Annotated in this window: 18 protein-coding genes and 1 other annotated feature; of the genes, 8 read left to right on the forward strand and 10 right to left on the reverse strand. The window is 54.3% G+C overall.

The annotated features are described in order from the left end of the window. Positions 1–172: 172 nt before the first annotated feature. The 6 genes from dnaX (at position 173) to hemH (ending at position 7,079) form a co-directional block, all read left to right on the forward strand. Positions 173–2,101 carry a DNA polymerase III subunit gamma/tau gene (gene dnaX / locus OGX97_RS16185; protein WP_003831049.1) on the forward strand — a complete coding sequence of 643 codons (1,929 nt, stop codon included), beginning with the start codon at positions 173–175 and terminating at the stop codon, positions 2,099–2,101. Next, positions 1,434–1,498: a sequence feature (DnaX frameshifting element), on the forward strand. (Overlaps the previous gene by 65 nt.) 57 nt (positions 2,102–2,158) lie before the next feature. Beyond that, on the forward strand, positions 2,159–2,488 hold the full coding sequence (locus OGX97_RS16190) for a YbaB/EbfC family nucleoid-associated protein (RefSeq protein ID WP_003021764.1): 330 nt from the start codon (positions 2,159–2,161) through the stop codon (positions 2,486–2,488). Next, entirely contained in the window at positions 2,488–3,093 is a 606-nt protein-coding gene (recR, locus tag OGX97_RS16195; protein WP_003831050.1) for a recombination mediator RecR, read from the forward strand. The genes OGX97_RS16190 and recR overlap by 1 nt, the downstream gene beginning before the upstream one ends. A 109-nt stretch (positions 3,094–3,202) precedes the next feature. Continuing rightward, positions 3,203–5,077, forward strand: coding sequence for a molecular chaperone HtpG (gene htpG, locus OGX97_RS16200; RefSeq protein WP_057063194.1), 1,875 nt, complete (start codon positions 3,203–3,205; stop codon positions 5,075–5,077). A gap of 231 nt (positions 5,078–5,308) precedes the next feature. After that, a complete protein-coding gene (adk, locus tag OGX97_RS16205; RefSeq protein WP_003021773.1) occupies positions 5,309–5,953 on the forward strand; it encodes an adenylate kinase in 645 nt (214 codons plus the stop codon). Between the two features lie 163 nt (positions 5,954–6,116). Further along, the gene (gene hemH, locus OGX97_RS16210) at positions 6,117–7,079 is read left to right on the forward strand and encodes a ferrochelatase (protein WP_003831052.1); all 963 of its coding nucleotides are present in this window, start codon (positions 6,117–6,119) and stop codon (positions 7,077–7,079) included. On the opposite strand, the gene aes is transcribed toward hemH, so the two are convergent. Next, the gene (gene aes, locus OGX97_RS16215) at positions 7,076–8,035 is read right to left on the reverse strand and encodes an acetyl esterase (protein WP_003831053.1); all 960 of its coding nucleotides are present in this window, start codon (positions 8,033–8,035) and stop codon (positions 7,076–7,078) included. The two genes, hemH and aes, sit on opposite strands and share 4 nt — an antisense overlap. 152 nt (positions 8,036–8,187) lie before the next feature. Here aes and gsk point away from each other — a divergent pair, with 152 nt between their 5' ends. Continuing rightward, the gene (gene gsk / locus OGX97_RS16220) at positions 8,188–9,492 is read left to right on the forward strand and encodes an inosine/guanosine kinase (protein ID WP_235124942.1); all 1,305 of its coding nucleotides are present in this window, start codon (positions 8,188–8,190) and stop codon (positions 9,490–9,492) included. Between the two features lie 45 nt (positions 9,493–9,537). On the opposite strand, the gene ybaL is transcribed toward gsk, so the two are convergent. Together ybaL and fsr are read right to left on the reverse strand one after the other, a co-directional pair. Next, positions 9,538–11,217, reverse strand: coding sequence for a YbaL family putative K(+) efflux transporter (ybaL, locus tag OGX97_RS16225; protein ID WP_003021783.1), 1,680 nt, complete (start codon positions 11,215–11,217; stop codon positions 9,538–9,540). Between the two features lie 225 nt (positions 11,218–11,442). Further along, positions 11,443–12,663, reverse strand: a complete 1,221-nt coding sequence (gene fsr, locus OGX97_RS16230; protein WP_003021788.1) for a fosmidomycin MFS transporter — start codon at positions 12,661–12,663, stop codon at positions 11,443–11,445. A 174-nt stretch (positions 12,664–12,837) separates the two neighbouring features. Between fsr and ushA the strand changes: the two genes are divergently transcribed. Continuing rightward, positions 12,838–14,490, forward strand: coding sequence for a bifunctional UDP-sugar hydrolase/5'-nucleotidase UshA (gene ushA, locus OGX97_RS16235; protein ID WP_057067773.1), 1,653 nt, complete (start codon positions 12,838–12,840; stop codon positions 14,488–14,490). Between the two features lie 181 nt (positions 14,491–14,671). Here ushA and ybaK read toward each other — a convergent pair whose 3' ends face one another. From ybaK to hutX, 7 genes are all read right to left on the reverse strand, one after another. After that, positions 14,672–15,151, reverse strand: a complete 480-nt coding sequence (gene ybaK, locus OGX97_RS16240) for a Cys-tRNA(Pro)/Cys-tRNA(Cys) deacylase YbaK (RefSeq protein WP_003831056.1) — start codon at positions 15,149–15,151, stop codon at positions 14,672–14,674. 201 nt (positions 15,152–15,352) lie between these two features. Further along, the gene (locus OGX97_RS16245; protein ID WP_003831057.1) at positions 15,353–16,147 is read right to left on the reverse strand and encodes a TraB/GumN family protein; all 795 of its coding nucleotides are present in this window, start codon (positions 16,145–16,147) and stop codon (positions 15,353–15,355) included. 153 nt (positions 16,148–16,300) lie between these two features. Beyond that, the gene (gene copA / locus OGX97_RS16250; RefSeq protein ID WP_057067776.1) at positions 16,301–18,802 is read right to left on the reverse strand and encodes a copper-exporting P-type ATPase CopA; all 2,502 of its coding nucleotides are present in this window, start codon (positions 18,800–18,802) and stop codon (positions 16,301–16,303) included. Positions 18,803–18,949: 147 nt separating this feature from the next. After that, positions 18,950–19,720: a heme ABC transporter ATP-binding protein gene (locus OGX97_RS16255; protein WP_032942558.1), complete on the reverse strand. Its 771-nt coding sequence runs from the start codon at positions 19,718–19,720 to the stop codon at positions 18,950–18,952. Beyond that, positions 19,717–20,709, reverse strand: a complete 993-nt coding sequence (locus OGX97_RS16260) for a FecCD family ABC transporter permease (RefSeq protein WP_103284820.1) — start codon at positions 20,707–20,709, stop codon at positions 19,717–19,719. Before OGX97_RS16260 ends, OGX97_RS16255 begins: the two co-directional genes overlap by 4 nt. Before the next feature lie 51 nt (positions 20,710–20,760). Beyond that, a complete protein-coding gene (gene chuY, locus OGX97_RS16265) occupies positions 20,761–21,384 on the reverse strand; it encodes an anaerobilin reductase (RefSeq protein WP_057067778.1) in 624 nt (207 codons plus the stop codon). After that, positions 21,384–21,878, reverse strand: coding sequence for a heme utilization cystosolic carrier protein HutX (hutX, locus tag OGX97_RS16270; RefSeq protein ID WP_032942563.1), 495 nt, complete (start codon positions 21,876–21,878; stop codon positions 21,384–21,386). Before hutX ends, chuY begins: the two co-directional genes overlap by 1 nt. Positions 21,879–21,888: the final 10 nt, after the last annotated feature.

Consider the following 21,888-nt stretch of genomic DNA (forward strand, 5'->3'; position numbering starts at 1 on the left):
TGCTCGAAATCCTCACGTACTGCGTGTACGCTCCGGTTTCTGTGCGCTGCCCGAAACCAAACTGACTGCAACGATAACGCCCGAATATAACGTGTCAACCTCGCCGTCGCTGCGAGGTTGTGTTAGCATTATCCCCCTGTGAATCCACCCTCCAGCCTTTCAGAGCCTGCCAATGAGTTATCAGGTCTTAGCCCGAAAATGGCGCCCACAAACCTTTGCTGACGTCGTCGGCCAGGAACATGTGCTGACGGCACTGGCGAACGGCTTGTCGTTAGGGCGTATTCATCATGCTTATTTGTTTTCCGGCACCCGTGGCGTCGGGAAAACCTCTATCGCCCGCTTACTGGCGAAGGGATTAAACTGTGAAACCGGTATCACCGCTACGCCGTGCGGCGTGTGCGATAATTGCCGGGAAATCGAGCAGGGGCGTTTTGTCGATCTGATTGAAATCGACGCCGCCTCACGCACCAAAGTCGAAGACACCCGTGACCTGCTGGATAACGTCCAGTATGCGCCTGCGCGCGGTCGCTTCAAGGTCTACTTGATCGACGAAGTGCACATGCTGTCGCGCCACAGTTTTAATGCCTTGCTGAAAACGCTCGAAGAGCCGCCCGCGCACGTTAAGTTCCTGCTGGCGACTACCGATCCGCAGAAGCTGCCGGTGACTATCCTGTCGCGCTGTCTGCAATTCCATCTTAAAGCGTTGGATGTCGAACAGATTCGCCATCAGCTTGAGCATATCCTCAAAGAAGAGCATATCGCCCATGAACCGCGTGCACTGCAACTGCTGGCTCGCGCCGCGGACGGCAGCCTGCGTGATGCGCTGAGCCTTACCGATCAGGCGATCGCCAGCGGCGATGGTCAGGTCTCGACCGAGGCGGTCAGCACCATGCTCGGCACGCTGGACGACGACCAGGCGCTCTCGCTCGTTGAAGCGGTTGTGGCTGCGGACGGCGAACGCGTTATGGCGCTAGTAAACGACGCCGCCGCGCGCGGTATCGAATGGGAAGCGCTGCTGGTTGAGATGTCGGCTTTGCTGCATCGTATTGCCATGGTTCAGCTTTCGCCTGCCGCGCTCGGCAGCGATATGGCCGCCATTGAACAGCGTATGCGTGAACTGGCTCGAATTGTTCCGCCAACCGATGTGCAGCTTTACTACCAGACTTTGTTAATCGGCCGCAAAGAACTGCCGTATGCACCGGACAGGCGAATGGGCGTCGAAATGACGCTGCTGCGTGCGCTGGCTTTTCATCCGCGCATGCCGCTCCCGGAACCTGAAGTTCCACGACAGTCGTTTGCCCCGGTCGCACCCACTGCGGTGATGACCCCGACGCAGGTGCAGCAGCAGCCTGCGCCTGCACAACAGCAACAGAATGTGCCGCTCTCCGATGCCACCAGTCAGGTGTTGGCGGCGCGTAGCCAGTTGCAACGCGCTCAGGGAGCAACCAAAGCAAAAAAGAGTGAACCGGCAGCCGCTTCCCGCGCGCGGCCGGTGAATAATGCTGCGCTGGAAAGACTGGCTTCGGTGTCGGAACGTGTTCAGGCGCGTCCGGCGGTCTCTGCGCTGGAAAAAGCACCGGCGAAGAAAGAAGCGTATCGCTGGAAAGCGACCAATCCTGTTGCAGAAGTTAAAGAAGTCGTTGCCACGCCGAAAGCGCTGAAAAAAGCGCTTGAGCATGAAAAAACGCCGGAACTGGCGGCAAAGCTTGCGGCTGAAGCCATTGAACGAGACCCGTGGGCCGCCCAGGTGAGTCAGCTCTCGCTGCCTAAACTGGTGGAGCAGGTGGCGCTTAATGCCTGGAAAGAAGAGAATGGCAACGTAGTTTGCCTGCACCTGCGTTCCACGCAGCGACACCTAAATTCCAGCGGCGCGCAGCAAAAACTGGCTGAAGCACTGAGTTCCTTAACGGGGTCAACGGTTGAATTGACCATCGTTGAAGATGATAATCCAGCGGTGCGTACGCCGCTGGAGTGGCGTCAGGCCATTTATGAAGAGAAACTCGCGCAGGCGCGTGAGTCGATTATTGCGGATAATAACATCCAGACGCTGCGTCGTTTTTTCGATGCGGAGCTGGACGAAGAGAGTATTCGCCCCATTTGATCGTGAGCCTAATGGTTTGACGGTCGTCATCCCTTAACGTGATTGAGAGAGAAGCCTATGTTTGGTAAAGGCGGTCTGGGTAACCTGATGAAACAGGCCCAGCAGATGCAAGAAAAAATGCAGCAGATGCAGGAAGAAGTCGCCAAGCTGGAAGTGACCGGCGAATCTGGCGCGGGTCTGGTAAAAGTGACCATTAACGGCGCGCACAACTGCCGTCGCGTGGAGATCGATCCAAGCTTGCTGGAAGACGACAAAGAAATGCTGGAAGACCTGGTTGCTGCGGCATTCAACGACGCGGCGCGTCGCATTGAAGAGACGCAGAAAGAGAAGATGGCCTCTGTTTCCTCCGGAATGCAGCTGCCGCCTGGCTTTAAGATGCCGTTCTGATGCAAACCAGCCCGCTGTTAACTCAGCTTATGGAAGCACTGCGCTGTCTGCCGGGCGTTGGCCCGAAGTCGGCGCAGCGCATGGCGTTCACGCTACTTCAGCGCGATCGCAGCGGCGGGATGCGTCTGGCACAGGCGTTAACGAAGGCAATGTCGGAAATCGGCCATTGTGCCGATTGCCGCACCTTCACAGAGCAAGACGTCTGCAACATTTGCTCGAACCCGCGTCGCCAGGAAAACGGTCAGATTTGTGTGGTGGAGAGTCCGGCGGACATCTACGCCATTGAGCAAACCGGGCAGTTTTCCGGACGTTACTTCGTGCTGATGGGACACCTGTCGCCGCTGGACGGTATTGGCCCTGATGATATCGGGCTGGATCGTCTCGAACAGCGACTGGAGTCTGAGCAAATCAACGAACTGATCCTGGCGACCAATCCTACGGTCGAAGGAGAGGCGACCGCCAACTATATTGCTGAGCTTTGCATGCAATATGGCGTTGAAGCCAGCCGTATCGCCCATGGCGTACCGGTCGGCGGCGAGCTGGAAATGGTCGATGGCACTACGCTGTCGCACTCTCTGGCAGGGCGACACAAGATTAAATTCTGAACAAACGGAGGCCGCGACGGCGGCTTCCGCTTGAAATCCTTCCCGCTTGTCCCCATTTCACCCTCAACGTGTTTTACCATTGAAAATGGCATTGTTGAGGTAGATCTACATGAAAGGACAAGAAACTCGTGGTTTTCAGTCAGAAGTAAAACAGCTTCTGCACCTGATGATCCATTCTCTGTATTCCAATAAAGAAATCTTCCTGCGTGAGCTTATCTCTAACGCCTCGGATGCGGCAGACAAGCTGCGTTTCCGCGCCCTGTCTAACCCGGACCTGTATGAAGGCGACGGTGAGCTGCGTGTACGTGTTTCCTTCGATAAAGATAAACGTACGTTGACCATTGCCGATAACGGCGTGGGGATGAACCGTGATGACGTTATCGATCATCTGGGGACCATTGCGAAATCCGGTACTAAATCTTTCCTCGAATCCATGGGATCCGATCAGGCGAAAGACAGCCAGTTGATCGGCCAGTTCGGGGTGGGTTTCTACTCTGCGTTCATCGTGGCGGACAAAGTCACCGTGCGTACCCGCGCTGCGGGCGATAAGCCGGAAAACGGCGTGTTCTGGGAATCTGCGGGCGAAGGTGAGTACACCGTTGCCGACATCACCAAAGACGATCGCGGCACCGAAATCACCCTGCATCTGCGTGAAGGCGAAGATGAGTTCCTTGATGACTGGCGCGTACGTTCCATCATCAGCAAATATTCCGACCATATCGCGCTGCCGGTAGAGATCGAAAAATCCGAAGAAAAAGACGGCGAGACCGTGGTTTCCTGGGAAAAGATCAACAAAGCGCAGGCGCTGTGGACCCGTAACAAGTCGGAAATCAAAGACGACGAATACAACGAGTTCTACAAGCACATCGCCCACGACTTCACTGACCCGCTGACCTGGAGCCACAACCGTGTGGAAGGTAAGCAGGAGTACACCAGCCTGCTGTACATCCCGTCCCAGGCTCCGTGGGATATGTGGAACCGCGATCACAAGCATGGTCTGAAACTGTACGTTCAGCGTGTGTTTATTATGGACGACGCCGAGCAGTTCATGCCGAACTACCTGCGCTTTGTGCGCGGTCTGATAGATTCCAACGATCTGCCGCTGAACGTTTCCCGTGAGATCCTGCAGGACAGCACCGTCACCCGTAACCTGCGCAGCGCGCTGACCAAACGCGTACTGCAGATGCTGGAAAAACTGGCGAAAGACGACGCGGAAAAATACCAGACCTTCTGGAAACAGTTCGGCCTGGTACTGAAAGAAGGCCCGGCGGAAGATCACGCCAACCAGGAAACGATCGCTAAGCTGATGCGCTTCGCGTCTACGCACACTGACTCCTCCGCACAGACCGTGTCGCTGGAAGACTACGTGTTGCGTATGAAAGAAGGGCAGGAGAAAATCTACTACATCACCGCAGACAGCTATGCGGCAGCGAAGAGCAGCCCGCACCTGGAACTGCTGCGTAAGAAAGGCATCGAAGTCCTGCTGCTTTCTGACCGCATCGATGAGTGGATGATGAACTACCTGACCGAGTTCGACGGTAAGGCATTCCAGTCTGTTGCCAAAGCAGACGAGTCCATCGACAAGCTGGCGGATGAAGTTGATGAATCGGCAAAAGAAGCGGAAAAAGCGCTGACGCCGTTCGTTGAGCGCGTGAAAACCCTGCTGGGCGACCGCGTGAAAGAAGTGCGTCTGACTCACCGTCTGACTGACACGCCAGCCATCGTCACCACCGATGCGGATGAAATGAGCACTCAGATGGCGAAACTGTTTGCCGCTGCGGGCCAGGCCGTACCGGAAGTGAAATATATCTTTGAACTGAACCCGGACCACGTGCTGGTAAAACGCACGGCGGATACCCAGGACGAAGCGCAGTTCAAAGAATGGGTCGAACTGCTGCTGGATCAGGCGCTGTTTGCTGAGCGCGGCACGCTGGAAGACCCGAACCAGTTCATCCGTCGTATGAACCAGTTGCTGGTGTCCTGATACCCGTAATGTAATGCCGGATGGCGCTAACGCTTATCCGGCCTACAGCATCTCGTAATAGTATGCCGGATACGGTGTTTCCACCGCCATCCGGCATTTTCTCGCCTTATTTTTAATTTTCCCACCGTTAACCGTTTCAGCGTCGGGCGTCTTTCTTGAGCCAATTGCGTGATGGTGGTATCGTTTAGCGCTTTTTAAAAAATATCGACAACCTTTAAGGGGATTTTCGTAATGCGTATCATTCTGCTTGGCGCTCCGGGCGCGGGTAAAGGAACTCAGGCTCAGTTCATCATGGAGAAGTATGGTATTCCGCAAATCTCCACCGGTGATATGCTGCGTGCCGCCGTGAAATCTGGCTCCGAGCTGGGCAAACAAGCGAAAGACATCATGGACGCCGGTAAGCTGGTGACTGATGAGCTGGTGATCGCGCTGGTAAAAGAGCGTATTGCTCAGGAAGACTGCCGTAATGGTTTCCTGCTGGATGGCTTCCCGCGTACTATTCCGCAGGCAGACGCCATGAAAGAAGCGGGCATCAACGTGGACTACGTTCTGGAGTTCGATGTTCCTGACGAACTGATCGTTGACCGTATCGTGGGTCGTCGCGTACACGCTGCTTCTGGCCGCGTTTACCACATCAAATTCAACCCGCCTAAGGTTGAAGGTAAAGACGACGTGACCGGCGAAGAGCTGACCACCCGTAAAGACGATCAGGAAGAAACTGTACGTAAGCGCCTGGTGGAATACCATCAGATGACCGCTCCGCTGATCGGCTACTACTCTAAAGAAGCGCAGGCGGGTAACACCAAATACGCGAAAGTTGACGGCACCCAGGCCGTTGCTGACGTGCGCGCAGCGCTGGAAAAAATCCTCGGCTAATTTTTTCGCGTAATAAACCTCTTATCAGGCCTGCCATTATCGCGTAGGCCTGATAAGCGTAGCGCCATCAGGCAAATTCTCGTCTTACCTCTCACAGCAATTAGTTCTTCTTTATCGCTTTTCCGCTACAATTATCAACAATTTGAATCGATAAGAGGCGGTAATGCGTCAGACGAAAACCGGTATCCTGCTGGCAAACCTCGGCACTCCCGATGCCCCAACCCCCGAAGCCGTTAAGCGCTACCTGCGCCAGTTTTTAAGCGATCCACGCGTAGTTGATACGTCACCTGCACTGTGGTGGCCGCTGCTGCGCGGGGTGATTTTACCGTTGCGTGCGCCACGCGTAGCCAAGCTGTACCAGTCAATCTGGATGGAAGACGGTTCTCCGCTGATGGTTTATAGCAAGGCACAACAGCGGGCGCTGGCAGAACGCCTACCAAATACCCCTGTCGCGCTGGGAATGAGCTACGGTTCGCCGTCGCTTGAAAGCGCGGTCGATGAACTGTTGGCAAGCGGGGTTGAACACATGGTGGTGTTACCGCTGTACCCGCAATATTCCTGTTCGACGGTAGCGGCCGTCTGGGACGAACTGGCGCGTATCTTAGCGCGTAAACGCGGTATTCCTGGCGTTTCATTTATTCGTGATTACGCCGATGACAGCAGCTACATCGATGCGCTGGCGAAGAGTGCCCGGGATTCATTTGCTCAACACGGTGAACCTGATTTGCTGCTGCTCTCCTATCACGGCATTCCGCAGCGTTACGCCGATGAAGGTGATGACTACCCGCAGCGCTGTCGCGATACCACCCGAGAGCTGGTTTCAGCGCTTGGTCTGCCGCCAGAAAAAGTAATGATGACCTTCCAGTCTCGCTTTGGTCGCGAACCGTGGCTGACGCCGTATACCGACGAAACGTTAAAAATGCTGGCGGAGAAAGGGACACAACATATCCAGGTTATGTGTCCGGGCTTCTCGGCAGATTGCCTCGAAACGCTGGAAGAGATAGCGGTACAAAACCGGGAGATTTTCCTCGAGGCTGGCGGTAAGCAATATGAATATATTCCGGCGCTTAATGCCGCACCGGAACATATCGAAATGATGGTTAAACTGACCGACGCTTACCGTTAAAGCTGGGCTCTGAAGTAACGAGCGCCTTCCCGCAAGGCATCGTCGGCGGTTTTCATCATTCGCGAATAGTGCAGGAAGGCGTGCAGCGTACCGGGGTACATTTTGTACTGGCAGGGCTGCTGATGCGCCTGCAACGTCTGGAATAGTAAGCGGCTATCGTCAATCAGCGGATCAAACTCAGCGCCAGCGATAAAACACGGTGGCACGTCACGCGTCAGATCGTTATTAAACAGGCAATAATACGGTGACTCGCGATCGTCAGCGCTACGCAGGTACGCGTTTTCGTACATCTGCAAGTCCTCGCGGGTTAACCCATCCCACGCTCCGCCCATCAGCCGTCGGCTCAGTGAATCCTGCAGGCCGTAAAGTCCATACCACAACAGCACCCCAGCCACCTTGCCGCAGACAATGCGTTTATCCCGCAGCCACAGCGCACTGGCAAGCGCCAGCATGGCTCCGGCGGAATCGCCCGCAAAACCGATATGATTCACATTAAGAGAATAGTCGCCAGCGTGCTGATGAAAATACTGGCAGACGGCGGCAATCTCTTCGATGGCTTGCGGGAAACGGGCTTCTGGCGCAAGCGAATAATCGATACCAATTACCGTGCACTGCGTATAGCGCGCCAGCAAGCGCATAATACGGTCGTGGGTATCCAGATTACCGAGAATAAAACCGCCGCCGTGCAGATAATACAACGTTGCCAGGCTATGAGGCTGCGGTGAGTAAATACGTGTGGCCACGGGGCCGCATGCGGTAGAAATAACGCATTCGCGGGTATTCATCTCTGGGGCATCGGCATTCCACAACTGCCGTTCATGAATGTAGTGTTGGCGCTGGGCCACGAAGTCATCTGCAGCGGGCCACGGCGGCAGATCGTCGCGATGAAAATTCACCACGCTTTTCATTTCATCCGAAATTCTGTCGAGTACGGGGATCTTGTTTTCCGGCTTCATAAAACGCTCCTTGTGAAGGTGAGTTATTGTAGAAATTAATCCCGTATAAACTGCGATCTCACCGTCTGATATTGAAACTTAGCGCCGCATCGCATGCGTGGCAGGGAATGTGCTACCATGCATCGCTCAGTTAACCACCCGTAAAATCGACCATGAAATTTCCCGGTAAACGCAAATCCAAACACTATTTTCCCGTCAGCGCGCGCGATCCGTTGCTGCAACAAATTCAGCCAGAAAATGAAACCAGCGCAGCCTGGGTGGTGGGTATCGACCAGACGCTGGTGGATATTGAAGCCAAAGTGGATGATGACTTTGTAAAACGTTATGGATTAAGCGCCGGGCATTCTCTGGTGATTGCCGATGATGTCGCAGAAGCGCTCTACCAGGAACTAGTGCATGAAAACTTGATCACCCATCAGTTTGCGGGCGGTACTATCGGTAACACGATGCACAACTACTCTGTGCTGGCGGATGACCGCTCGGTGCTGCTGGGCGTGATGTGCAGCAATATCGAGATTGGCAGCTATGCGTACCGCTATTTATGCAATACCTCCAGCCGTACCGACCTGAACTACCTGCAAGGCGTTAACGGACCGATTGGCCGCTGCTTTACGCTGATTGGCGAGTCAGGTGAGCGTACCTTCGCAATCAGCCCTGGGCATATGAATAAGCTACGAGCGGATAGCATCCCTGAATCGGTGATTGCCGGAGCGTCCGCGCTGGTGCTGACGTCCTATCTGGTGCGCTGCGAACCGGGTGAGCCGATGCCGGAAGCGACCATGAAGGCGATTGAATATGCCAAAAAACACAATGTACCGGTGGTTCTGACCCTGGGCACCAAATTCGTCATTGCCGATAACCCGCAGTGGTGGCAGGCATTCCTGAAAGAGCATGTCTCTATTCTGGCGATGAATGAAGAAGAGGCTGAAGCGCTGACCGGCGAGAACGATCCGCTGCTGGCATCTGACAAGGCGCTGGATTGGGTGGATCTGGTGCTGTGCACGGCGGGTCCGGCGGGTCTGTATATGGCGGGCTTTACGGAAGAAGAAGTGAAACGTAAAACCCAGCATCCGCTGCTGCCCGGTGCTATTGCCGAATTTAACCAGTACGAATTCAGCCGCGCCATGCGCCATAAAGACTGTACCAATCCGCTGCGCGTGTATTCGCACATCGCTCCGTATATGGGCGGGCCTGAGAAGATAATGAACACCAACGGCGCAGGTGACGGCGCGCTGGCGGCATTGCTGCATGATATTACCGCCAACAGCTATCACCGCAGCAACGTGCCTAACTCCAGCAAGCACAAGTTCACCTGGCTGACCTATTCGTCGTTAGCCCAGGTGTGTAAGTATGCTAATCGCGTGAGTTATCAGGTGCTGAACCAGCATTCACCGCGCCTGACGCGCGGTTTACCGGAACGTGAAGACAGTCTCGAAGAGTCGTACTGGGACCGTTAAATCTTGTATAGGCCGGATAAGCGATAACGCTATCCGGCACGGACATTAACTGGCCGTAGCAACTTCACCTGCAGGCGGCGTTTCAATCAGCTCCAGCATGGTGCGGGCGATTTCACGCTCACCCATGACGACCTGGTTGGCGCCGCGTTCGGTAATATATTCCACCTCATCGTCATAATGCGCGCGGGCGATAATCTCAATCGACGGGCATTTCTCACGCGCGGAAGCGACAATTTCACCCGCTTCATAACCATTGGGGATGGTCAACAGCAGCCAGCGCGCGCAATCCAGATGCGCCAGATTCATAATCTCTTCGTTGGCGGCATTTCCCAGTACCGCGCGGATCCCACGCTCGCGCAGTTCATCCACCCGGGTACGTGAGGTTTCAATCACCACCAGCGGGATCCCCGCAGCCATCAATTTCTCACCCAGCAGGCTGCCGACGCGACCAAAGCCAACCAGCAAGGCATGGTTGCAGATATCCACCGGAATTTGCTTCTCTTCTTCGATAGCCTCTTCCAGCGTCTGCTCTTCCAGCGTTTCTGTTTTGGCGAGGTATTTTTCTAACACCGCAAACAGCACCGGGTTGAGCATGATGGACAGGATTGCCCCCGCCAGCACCAGATTCTGTCCGGCCTGCGGCAGCAGGTTCAACGCCATTCCCAGACCCGCCAGGATAAAGGCAAATTCACCAATCTGCGCCAGGCTGGTGGCAATGGTGAGCGCCGTGCGTTGGGAGTGACCAAACAGGCGCACCAGGAAATAGGCGGCAAGGGATTTACCAAAGATGATAATCGCCAGCGTGCCCAGTACCGCCAACGGCTGCTGGATCAGAACTAACGGATCGAACAGCATCCCGACGGAGACGAAGAACAGCACGGCGAACGCATCGCGCAGCGGCAGAGTATCATGCGCCGCACGGTGGCTTAGTTCAGATTCATTCAGCACCATACCGGCGAAGAACGCGCCCAGCGCAAAGGAGACATCGAACAGCTCTACTGCGCCAAAGGCGATACCTAAGGCGAGGGCGAGGACAGAGAGGGTAAACAGTTCGCGTGAACCGGTTGCGGCGCTGCGGGCCATAATCCACGGTACCAGGCGACGACCCACCAGCATCATAATCGCGATAAACGCCACCACCTTACCGATGGTAATGCCCATATCGACGGCCAGCGAGGCGAAGCCGACATCTTCTTTTTCCAGCATCCCGGCGACGGCTGGCAGGAGAACCAGCGTCAGCACCATCATAAGGTCTTCGACAATCAACCAGCCAATGGCAATTTGCCCGCGCTGGCTGTCAATGAGCTGTCGTTCTTCAAGCGCGCGCAGTAGCACCACGGTACTGGCGGTTGAAAGACACAGACCAAACACGATCCCCACCATCAGCGACCAGCCTAATACGGCTGAAAGCGCCATACCCAGCAGCGTTGCCACTGCTATCTGGGCAATCGCGCCGGGAATGGCGATAGACTTTACCGCCATCAAATCCTTCAATGAAAAGTGCAGCCCCACGCCAAACATCAGCAGAATAACGCCAAGCTCGGCCAGCTCAGGCGCGAGCTTAGTATCAGCAACAAAACCAGGTGTAAATGGACCGGCCAGAACGCCCGCTAACAGATATCCCACCAGAGGAGAAATACGCAGTTTATTGGCAATCATGCCTAATATAAAAGCGAGCACAAGGCCGCCGACAATGGTGGTGATAAGCGGGGTGGCGTGATGCATTCCGTCTCCTTTGGTTGCTGTGATGATCCTGAAAACCCAAACTACGAGTAATAGTTTATGACAATTTTAATGTTTATGTTTATGAATAATTATTGAATTTTGAAGAAAACGGAATTTTAAGCGTAAAAAAGCACGGATCGGAAAAGTACGGTGATATGTGAGAGGTAAAGGCTGATGGCTACTGCAAGTAATGACGGCCAAAATTTACTTTTGGCCGTCAGAAAATCAGGCTTTGTGTCGGTTATCAGGTAAGAATATGGTCAGTATTCCCAGAAGTGGCAGGAAAGCACATATTTTGTAGACCAAATCGATGCTGGTATGGTCGGCTATCAGCCCTAGCACCGCGGCTCCCAAGCCGCCCATGCCGAAGGCAAAACCGAAAAATAGCCCAGAAACCATGCCGATACGCCCAGGAAGCAGCTCCTGCGCGTAGACCAAAATAGCAGAAAACGCCGATGCGAGGATAAAACCAATGATCACGGTTAAAATCCCGGTCCATTCCAGCGTTGCGTAGGGTAAAACGAGGGTAAATGGCGCAACGCCGAGGATAGACCCCCAAATAACATATTTTCTGCCAATTTTATCGCCTAATGGTCCGCCAATCACCGTCCCGGCCGCGACGGCAAACAGGAAGGCAAACAGGTGAAACTGGGCGTTTTGTACCGATAATCCGAATTTTTGCATCAGATAAAAGGTGTAATAGCTGCTGATGCTCGCCATATAGAAGTATTTGGAGAAAATCAGCACCAGCAGGATGCTTACCGCCAGCACCACTTTATTGCGCGGTAACGGATTTACGATGGCAACTTTCGGTTTTCCTTTACTCATCCGATGCTGCGCGGCATACCAACGGCTGATTTGTGCCAGGACGACAATCGCTAATAACGCAGCCAGAACAAACCAGGCCACATTACCCTTACCATATGGCGCGATGATGACAGCTGCCAGCAAGGGTCCCAGAGAGCTGCCGAAGTTGCCACCAACCTGGAAAATTGACTGCGCCAGGCCGTGACGACCGCCGGAGGCCATGCGCGCCACGCGGGACGATTCCGGATGAAATACCGAAGAGCCGGTGCCAACCAGCGCCGCGGCGAGCAGCACCATATGGAAACTACCGGCCATGGCCAGCAAAACAAGCCCACTCAGCGTGAAGCACATCCCAATGGGCAGCGACCACGGCATCGGGTATTTGTCCGTCCAGTAACCCACCACCGGTTGCAGCAGCGAGGAAGCAAGCTGGAAGGTTAGGGTGATCATCCCGATCTGCATGAACGTTAGCGAGAACTCTGACTGCAATAGCGGATAAATCGCCAGGATCAGCGACTGAATCATATCGTTTAGCAGATGGGAGAGGCTGATCGCTCCTAAAATGCCAAATGAGGTGCGTGCTTTAGCAACCGACGCTGACGCGCCAGCCACAGGCTGGGTTGGTTCACTTATTGCCATAGAAAGTCACTTCTGTTTGGGTTGCGATTATGAGGGTAATCTATTTTGTTATTATTACCTGACTAACATACCTGCGGAAGGTGTTTGAAGGAAGTCTCATTTCTGAAAACATTTTCGACTATTATTTCATATCATTGTAATTTCAGTCGTTGATTTTGGCTCAGGGAGAGAAATATGAAGTTTTTAAAACGGGGCGTGGCGCTGGCGTTATTAGCCGCATTTACGCTGGCAGGTCAGCCTGCACAAGCGTACGAAAAAGATAAAACCTACAAAATTACCATTCTGCATACCAACGATCATCACGGTCACTTCTGGCGCAGCGAATACGGAGAATACGGACTGGCGGCGCAAAAAACGCTGGTGGACGGTATTCGTAAAGAGGTGGCAGAGGAAGGGGGCAGCGTACTGCTGCTTTCCGGTGGCGACATTAATACCGGTGTACCGGAGTCCGATCTGCAGGATGCGGAACCTGATTTTCGTGGGATGAACCTGATTGGCTATGACGCGATGGCGGTCGGAAACCACGAGTTTGATAATCCCATGACCGTATTGCGTCAGCAGGAAAAATGGTCCAAATTTCCGTTTCTCTCGGCCAATATCTATCAGAAAAGCACCGGCGAGCGTTTATTTAAGCCGTGGGCCATCTTTAAGCGCCAGGATTTAAAAATTGCTGTACTCGGTTTAACCACCGACGATACGGCGAAAATAGGCAACCCCGAGTTCTTTACCGATATTGAGTTCCGTAAACCTGCTGATGAAGCCAAACTGGTTATCCAGGAACTGAATATGGGTGAAAAGCCAGACATCATTATCGCGACCACCCATATGGGACATTATGACAACGGCAACCACGGCTCGAACGCCCCTGGCGATGTCGAAATGGCGCGTAGCCTGCCGGCGGGATCGCTGGCGATGATTGTCGGTGGTCACTCGCAGGATCCGGTGTGTATGGCTTCAGAGAACAAGAAGCAGGTTGATTACGTACCGGGTACGCCGTGTGCGCCAGACAAGCAAAATGGGATCTGGATTGTGCAGGCGCACGAGTGGGGGAAATATGTGGGCCGGGCGGACTTTGAGTTCCGTAACGGCGAAATGAAAATGGTCAACTACCAGCTCATTCCCGTCAACCTGAAGAAAAAAGTGACCTGGGACAACGGTAAAAGTGAGCGCGTACTCTACACCCCGGAAATAGCTGAAAATCAGCAAATGCTTTCGTTGCTGACGCCGTTCCAGAATAAAGGTAAAGCGCAGCTCGACGTGAAAATAGGTAGCGTCAATGCGCGCCTCGAAGGCGACCGAAGCAAAGTCCGTTTCGTGCAGACCAACATGGGACATTTGCTGCTGGCTGCGCAAATGGCGCGAACCAGCGCTGATTTTGGCGTGATGAGCGGTGGTGGCATCCGTGATTCCATCGAAGGCGGCGATATCACTTATAAGAGCGTGCTGAAAGTACAGCCGTTCGGAAACATCGTGGTGTATGCCGACATGAGCGGGAAAGAGGTGATTGACTATCTGACCGCCGTGGCGCAAATGAAGCCGGACTCCGGGGCCTATCCACAGTTTGCCAACGTCAGCTTTGTGGCGAAAGACGGCAAGCTTAACGATTTGAAAATCAAAGGCGAACCCGTTGACCCAGCCAAAAACTATCGTATGGCAACGCTAAGCTTCAACGCAACCGGCGGCGATGGCTATCCGCGAATTGATAACAAACCAGGCTATGTGAATACCGGGTTTATTGATGCAGAAGTGCTGAAAGAGTTCGTGCAGAAGAACTCACCGCTGGATGCCAGTGTGTATGAGCCGAAGGGTGAAGTTACCTGGCAGTAACAGGGCTATTTTGTTCGCCATTTTGAACGCGGGCAGTGCTCGGAATCCTCACGTACTACATGTACGCTCCGGTTCCTGCGCGCTGGCCGAGTCCAAACTGCCTTCACCAATAACGCCCTGTTGAGTATTCGGTTTGTAGGCCTTAAAGCTGCGCGCCATCAGGCAATCAGTCTATAACCGCTTAATCGCGGCGTGCGATGTCGGCGAATTTCGCATCCAGAATTTTCGCCAGATCGCCCGCTGCCAGTTCGATATCCAGCCCGCGTTTGCCGCCGGAAACATAAATGGTGTCAAACGTCTGGGCAGGGGCATCAATGAGCGTTGGCAATCTCTTTTTCTGTCCTAATGGGCTGATCCCCCCCACCAGATAACCGGTGGTTCGTTGCGCAACCATTGGATCGGCCATATCAACCTTTTTAGCTCCCAGCGCCTTAGCGACCTTTTTGAGATCCAGTTGACCGGCTACAGGCGTGACCGCAACTGCCAGATGCTTCATATCGCCATTCACGGCAACCAGCAGCGTTTTGTAGACCTGGTCCGCATTCAGACCTAACTTGCGTACCACTTCATCACCAAAGTTCGTCTCGGACGGATCGTGATCGTAGGTGTGGATCTGGAAAGAAATTTTGTTTTTTTCGAGTAATTTAACGGCGGGTGTCATAGCAATTTTCCTGGACCAGACAAAATACGACTCAAGCATACGCCTGATGTCTGTCTAAAAAATAGTACCATCTTGCGCAATAGTATTGGCAGGATGATGACTTTGAGCGACAATCGAACTACACCGATGCTTTAAGCATTGGGATCATAATAATGATGAAATTCCTCTTTGACGGGCCAATAGAAATATTGGCCATTTTTTTTACCGTAACATCTCCGGCAAATTTCCCTCTCCGTACAGATGTAGCGCGCCAACGGCCACGACGTAATGACCAGCAGGCATCGCCCTGAGCCGATCGCGCCAGGCTGTGTTGCGTTGATGCATCAATACGTCATACAACGACTGGCTAAAGGTATTGGGAAGCGTCAGTTCGCTATTGCGTGGCGGTGTTTTAAGCCACCAGCCCATCATTTGTTGCAACAATCTGGCATTGGTATGCCAGTGCGTCAGAGTATCGTCCAACAAGGCCAGTCCGTTATCAGGCAACTGACATAACAGCTCGATTTGACTGGATGCGCCCTCCAGCTCGATAACGGGTTTATGCGCTTGTTTTGCCGCTTTCAGCAATTGGTAATCAATCCCGTATTCTGCCCGTAGACCCAACTGCTGTGCCTGTGTCGCCTGTAATACCATGGCGATTTGCCACAACGGCTGAGTAGATAACAGCGATGGGGAAATACCCAGTTCGTTGGTGACTTTACGCAGGTTTTCTAACTGCTCCGGGCTGATACGTTCTTCGAGTGCGGCAAATGTAGGAAGGTTAGCAAACGGCGCGTCGTCACCGGAAACATCCGCTTCGACAATCAGCGCGTCGGCATGGTTGAGTTTTTTGAGTAATTTGGCAGGCAGAGGTGCCATATCGCGACTGCCCATGTGAATACTGCCAATCAGATGAAAATGGCGGTTGCCGGGCAATGAAATGTCGATGGCAGGCCAGGTATAGTGGTTGCCGCGTAGCGCGGTGAAAAATGTTTTTACCCGGTATAACAGATCCATACGACCTCCCTAAGTAGACTTTCATGCTAGCGCGTGGTCCAGGAAGGTGCAATGCGAGAATCGCCGGATGGCGACGCGAAATCGTCTTATCCAGCCTACAATGTTACCTGCACTTTGTAGGCCGGATAAGCGTGAGCGCCATGCGGCAGAGGGTTACTCTTTCGGTTTGAAGCGCAGCAGTCGGTTAGCGTTGCTCACCACAGTAATGGAGGAGAGCGCCATCGCCGCCCCGGCAACGACCGGATTCAGCAGTGTTCCGGTGAACGGCCACAGGATCCCCGCGGCAACGGGAATACCGATGCTGTTATAAATAAACGCGCCGACCAGGTTCTGCTTCATATTACGCAAGGTTGCCCGGGAGATAGACAGTGCATCCGCGACGCCCATCAGGCTATGGCGCATCAGCGTAATCGCGGCGGTTTCAATCGCCACATCGCTGCCGCCACCCATGGCAATCCCTACATCGGCCTGAGCCAGCGCAGGTGCATCGTTGATACCGTCACCCACCATGGCAACCTGACGCCCCTGGCTTTGCAGACGTTTAATCGCCTCGGCTTTACCGTCCGGCAGAACACCGGCAATCACCTCATCAATACCGGCTTCTTTGGCAATAGCGTTAGCCGTGGTCGGGTTGTCACCGGTAAGCATCACCAGACGATACCCGTTGCGGTGCAGACGCTGAAGTGCTGCCACGCTGTCGCTACGCAGTGGATCACGCACCGCTAACAGCGCCGCCGCTTTACCATCAATCGCCAACAGGACCGGGGTTGACCCCTGGGATGCCTGAGCGGTGATTTCAGCTTCCATTTCAGTGGTATCTACCTGTTGCTCATTGAGCAGCGCCTGGTTGCCCAGCAGCAGCGTATGACCTTCCGTTTCACCGCTTACGCCTAAACCGCGCAGCGTACGGAAACCATTGACCTGTGGCAGCGTAACATCACCGGCTTTGTCCAGTATCGCTCTGGCCAGCGGGTGGCTGGACCCCTGTTCAAGGGCTGCTGCCAGACGAATTGCCAGTGCTTCATCGGTGTTGCCAAACGTTTTGATGGCGACAACCTGCGGTTTACCTTCAGTCAATGTCCCGGTTTTATCAAATACGACGGTATCAAGCGTACTGGCGCGCTGAAGCGCATCGGCATCACGTACCAGAACCCCAAACTCAGCAGCACGACCCACACCGGAAATAATCGACATTGGTGTAGCCAGGCCCAGCGCACAAGGGCAGGCAATAATCAGTACGGTAGTGGCAATCACCAGCGTATAAACAATTTGTGGTGCCGGCCCGAAGAAATACCAGATTGCCGCACTCACCAGCGCAATGACGACGACGACCGGAACGAACACTGAGGAGATACGGTCGGCTAGTTTACCAATCTCCGGTTTACTGCTTTGCGCCTGGCGCACCATACGAATAATGCGTGACAGCGTGGTATGGCTGCCAACGGCACTGGCGCGGAACAGCACGCTGCCGTCCTGTACGACCGTACCGGCGTGGACGCTATCGCCTTCGCCTTTTTGTTGCGGAATAGGCTCTCCGGTCAGCATGGCTTCATCCAGCCAGGCTTCTCCCTGAGTGATTTCGCCATCTACCGGAACGCGGTCACCGGTGGTCAGGCGCAGCAACATTCCCGCCTGAACGTCTGCCAGCGGCACGTTCTTTTCACCTTCGTCGGTAACAACACGCGCGGTCGGCGGCGTCAGATCGAGTAATTTTTCCAGTGCTTTGGACGAACGCTGGCGAGCCCGCGCTTCCAGCATGTGCCCGAGGTTAATCAGACCGATAATCATCGCACTGGCTTCATAATAGAGGTGTCGCGCTTCCATCGGGAACCATTGCGGCCAGAGGTTGACGCTCATAGAATAAAGCCATGCCACCCCTGTACCCAGCGCCACCAGCGTATCCATGGTCGCGGTGCCGTTCATCAGGCTTTTCCACGCATTGCGGTAAAAATGACCGCCCGCGAAAACCATCACGGCAAGCGTTGCCAGACCAATCGTCAGCCACAGGCTGCGGTTGTCGTCAGTGACCATCATGTTTTCGCCAATCATTCCCCATACCATGACAGGGATACCCAACAGCAGCGCGACGGCCGCCTGCCAGCGAAAACGTTTCATGGTTGCTACGGCGGTTTCTTGCTGACGCTCGCGGCGCTTAACATCATCTTCAATGGCTTCTGCGCCGTAGCCCGCTTTTTCCACCGCTTTCACTAACTGGTCGGCGGACGCACTGCCCATTACCAGCGCAGTACGTTCCGCCAGGTTTACCCGTGCCTGCGTGACACCCGGTACGCTTTGCAGAGCATCTTGTACGCGGATAACACAGCTGGCGCAGCTCATGCCGTTTAACAGCAACTGTTGGCTGTCATCATCAGCCGTAGCTGCCGGAAGCTCGGAAGGGACCGCTGCCAGTGCTTCCGACGGGATTGATGACTCCGTCAGCGGTTTAGCCTTTGGGTGGCTTAACTCCGCGCCGTAACCGGCTTGTTTGATGGTTTCAATCAGCGCTTCAGCACTGGCGCTCCCGGTGATGTGCGCTTCAGTCACAGTGACATCCGCTTGCTCAACGTCCGGGCGTTGCTCCAGACTTTCTTTAACGCGTTTTACGCAGTGACCACAGGACAAGCCGTCCAGGGTTAGATCGATTGTTTGAGACATAACCAACTCCTTTATTGCAGGATTAACTGACTGTGATAAAGGTTAAACCTTCCATCTAGGGGAAGGTCAAGGGAGTTTTTAGAAAAGGTGCAAAAAGGGCGTAAAGGAAGAAAAACGGGAACGTCAGGTCAGCACGTTCCCGGTCTGTTATTGATTGAGAACGATAAGCGGCGTTCGATGCTGCGGTTCATTCATCACCGTGAGATCGGCGCCGTACAGTGCATTTAGTGACGATTGCTGCAGAACATCCTGCGGACGACCGTTATCAACTATCCTACCGCGTTCCATCAATACAACGCGGTCAGCATAGCGCGCCGCAAGGTTGAGATCGTGCAGGACGCAGCAGACGCTGAACTGTCGTTCACCTACCAGACGACGCAGCAGACGAAAAAGATGCTGTTGGTGGTGAATATCCAGGGCGGAGGTGGGTTCATCGAGAAACAACCATTTTGGCCTGGGTTCGGGCTCCCAAAGTTGAACCAGCAGACGCGCCAGCTGTACCCGCTGTTGTTCTCCTCCCGACAGGTGCCGGTAATCGCGCGCGGCCAGCGCCTGGCAGTCACACAACGTCATGATGTGCTCCGTTTCATCGCCCGTGTTGCGCGTACGATACGGATGCCTGCCCATGCGGATGACCTCCTGCACGCTAAACGGGAAGGCCATATGACTGTTCTGGCGCATCACGGCACGGGTTTTTGCCAGCTCGGTGATTGACCACTCGTTCAGCGGCTTGCCAAACAAGCTACAACGCCCGCTGTGGGGCTGCAGATAGCCCGTAAGCTGGCGCAGCAGCGTCGATTTTCCGGCACCATTCGGGCCAAGAATCGCGATGATTTCTCCATCAGGTAGCGTCAGGGAAACGTCATCGGTCAGTCGTCTGCCCTGAATGTGGTAGACCAGATTTTCAGCGACGATCATGACATCCTCCGGCTACGCAGTATTAACCACAGGAAATACGGTCCACCGATCAGACTGGTTAACAGACCAACAGGCATTTCGGCAGGCTGAACAAGAGTGCGGGCCAGCGTGTCGGCAATCAGAAGTAAACAGGCGCCGGCCAGCGTAGAGCAGGGAATCAACCAGCGATGATCGGCGCCGGTAGTCATTCTGATCAGATGCGGGATCACCAGGCCAATAAAGCCAATCACGCCGCTGACGGAAACGGCAGCGCCAACTAGGAGCGAGCTGAGCAACAGTAACTGCTGGCGCTTACGTTTGACGTTTATGCCGAGGTAATGCGCCTCTTCATCACCCAACTGCAGCAAATTAAGCGTTCCCGCCATACAGACGGTGACTGCAATGGCTGGAAGAACAAACGTGCTGGCAACCAGCAGCGTTGGCCACTGGGCCTGGCCGAGATTCCCCATCATCCACAGCGTAAGTTGACGTAGCTGCTGTTCGTCGCCCACATAGCTCAGCACACCAATAGCCGAACCGCACAGAGCATTGATAGCGATACCTGCTAACAGTAGTTGCATCATTCCGCCGTGGTTATGACGCTGACTTATCAGGAAAATAATCGTGCAGACCACCATGCTGCCCGCGACGGCAAAAATCATCTGCTCATACAACACCAGCACTACGGGGAATGAAAATGGGATAACTATCGCGATGCCGACCATCAGCGCGGAGCCGCTGCTGACGCCAAGCAGGCCGGGATCGGCCATTGGATTGCGAAAAAGTCCCTGCATAATGACCCCTGCCGTAGCCAGCGCAGCACCGACCAAAACGGCCAGCAGTACGCGGGGCAGGCGGATGTTCAACCAGATATCTCGGTATTCGTCGTTGAACAGGGCGCTGAAGCTAATGTTCAACGCCCCCTGGCTGGCACCGAACAGCATCAGAGCGACCAGCAAGAGAGAAAGGCCCGTCAGAATGCTAACGGAAGAAAGCGAGTCCTTAAGCACGCAACGCTCCATAACGTCTTTGCGGCGCGAAGTTTCCGCGCCGCGAGGGGTTTACGCGGGTTTCAGTCCCGGCTCAACTAAACTGTAAATCTGGTTATTGAGTGTCGGCGCCGTGGCCAGTTCGTGAATGTGCCTGGCAACATCCGCGCGCATCACAAAGCCATGACACTCCTCGGCCTGTATGCGTTGCGCCAGACCTGTGGCTTCACCATTCAGCAAACCGCCGGGGCGGAGAATGGCGTAGTCCAGTAGACTGGTTTGTAGCCAGCTTTCAGCCAACGATTTTTCCCGTACGGCCTGGCCAAATGCGGCCCTGGCGCGTGGGGACAAAAAGGGCCAACTGTCGCCACAGCCCAGAGAGGTAACCAGAATCATGCGTTTGATCTCAGCTTTTTCTGCTTCATCAATGACGGTTCTGTGCGCCAGATAATCCTGGGCACCGCCCATGGAGGAGATTACCGTGGCATGCTGACCTGCTGCGCGACAGGCGCAGGCGGTGACCTGGCTGTCGCAGGCGTCGCCAATAAAAACCTGCACACCTTTTTCCTGCAGCCCGGCAGCAACCTGGGGATTGCGAACGACAGCAATCACCGGACGATGCTCCGCCAGTGCGAGCTTCAGCGTTTTCGCGCCGACGCCGCTTCCACCTGCACCAAAAATAAGCCATGGAGCCATCAGGCATGTTCCTTTAAAGATGAAGACAACGTGTGAAAGGCGCTGACCTGTTCGGCCAGCAGCTGTCGATGCTCATCGCGACCGAGGAAAATTTTGAACATAGCGCTACCCGCCTGGTTGAAGAAGAGAATGGACGCAGTGTCCATTCCCATAAATTTGCGTTCAATCAGGGCAATATGCGTGCAGTTTTCTGCCTTGATATGACCGGTCATGCCTTTTTTGCCGCGCAGGTTGAAGTAACCGTGGCGGTGGAATCCGGAAGGTAATTCACCGGTGAATTCCAGAATGACATCAGCAGTATGGACCAGGGTGGTGACTTTGCCCCATTCGCAGACGGTTTCCCAGACGGTATCAAATTGACTGCCGGAAACCAGCGTTGGGGAAGGGAGGTTTTTCACCACCTCCAGCAATGTAGTGTTGTACTGGGCTGCGATAGCTTCCAGCGTACCGTCCGGCTCAGTTTTCAAAAAATCCTGTAAAGAGACATGGCTCATTATTCACTCC

The sequence above is a fragment of the Citrobacter sp. Cpo061 genome (genome assembly GCF_030332845.1).
GTDB lineage: Bacteria > Pseudomonadota > Gammaproteobacteria > Enterobacterales > Enterobacteriaceae > Citrobacter > Citrobacter portucalensis.

Excerpts from the sequence above, each read along its gene's own strand:
- OGX97_RS16255 (WP_032942558.1), bottom strand. The coding sequence starts at position 19,720 with ATGATCGTCGCTGAAAATCTGGTCTACCACATTCAGGGCAGACGACTG.
- dnaX (WP_003831049.1), top strand. The coding sequence starts at position 173 with ATGAGTTATCAGGTCTTAGCCCGAAAATGGCGCCCACAAACCTTTGCT.
- OGX97_RS16190 (WP_003021764.1), top strand. The coding sequence starts at position 2,159 with ATGTTTGGTAAAGGCGGTCTGGGTAACCTGATGAAACAGGCCCAGCAG.
- ybaK (WP_003831056.1), bottom strand. The coding sequence starts at position 15,151 with ATGACACCCGCCGTTAAATTACTCGAAAAAAACAAAATTTCTTTCCAG.
- gsk (WP_235124942.1), top strand. The coding sequence starts at position 8,188 with ATGAAATTTCCCGGTAAACGCAAATCCAAACACTATTTTCCCGTCAGC.
- ybaL (WP_003021783.1), bottom strand. The coding sequence starts at position 11,217 with ATGCATCACGCCACCCCGCTTATCACCACCATTGTCGGCGGCCTTGTG.
- chuY (WP_057067778.1), bottom strand. The coding sequence starts at position 21,384 with ATGGCTCCATGGCTTATTTTTGGTGCAGGTGGAAGCGGCGTCGGCGCG.
- aes (WP_003831053.1), bottom strand. The coding sequence starts at position 8,035 with ATGAAGCCGGAAAACAAGATCCCCGTACTCGACAGAATTTCGGATGAA.
- fsr (WP_003021788.1), bottom strand. The coding sequence starts at position 12,663 with ATGGCAATAAGTGAACCAACCCAGCCTGTGGCTGGCGCGTCAGCGTCG.
- recR (WP_003831050.1), top strand. The coding sequence starts at position 2,488 with ATGCAAACCAGCCCGCTGTTAACTCAGCTTATGGAAGCACTGCGCTGT.
- OGX97_RS16245 (WP_003831057.1), bottom strand. The coding sequence starts at position 16,147 with ATGGATCTGTTATACCGGGTAAAAACATTTTTCACCGCGCTACGCGGC.
- adk (WP_003021773.1), top strand. The coding sequence starts at position 5,309 with ATGCGTATCATTCTGCTTGGCGCTCCGGGCGCGGGTAAAGGAACTCAG.
- htpG (WP_057063194.1), top strand. The coding sequence starts at position 3,203 with ATGAAAGGACAAGAAACTCGTGGTTTTCAGTCAGAAGTAAAACAGCTT.
- hemH (WP_003831052.1), top strand. The coding sequence starts at position 6,117 with ATGCGTCAGACGAAAACCGGTATCCTGCTGGCAAACCTCGGCACTCCC.
- copA (WP_057067776.1), bottom strand. The coding sequence starts at position 18,802 with ATGTCTCAAACAATCGATCTAACCCTGGACGGCTTGTCCTGTGGTCAC.
- ushA (WP_057067773.1), top strand. The coding sequence starts at position 12,838 with ATGAAGTTTTTAAAACGGGGCGTGGCGCTGGCGTTATTAGCCGCATTT.
- hutX (WP_032942563.1), bottom strand. The coding sequence starts at position 21,878 with ATGAGCCATGTCTCTTTACAGGATTTTTTGAAAACTGAGCCGGACGGT.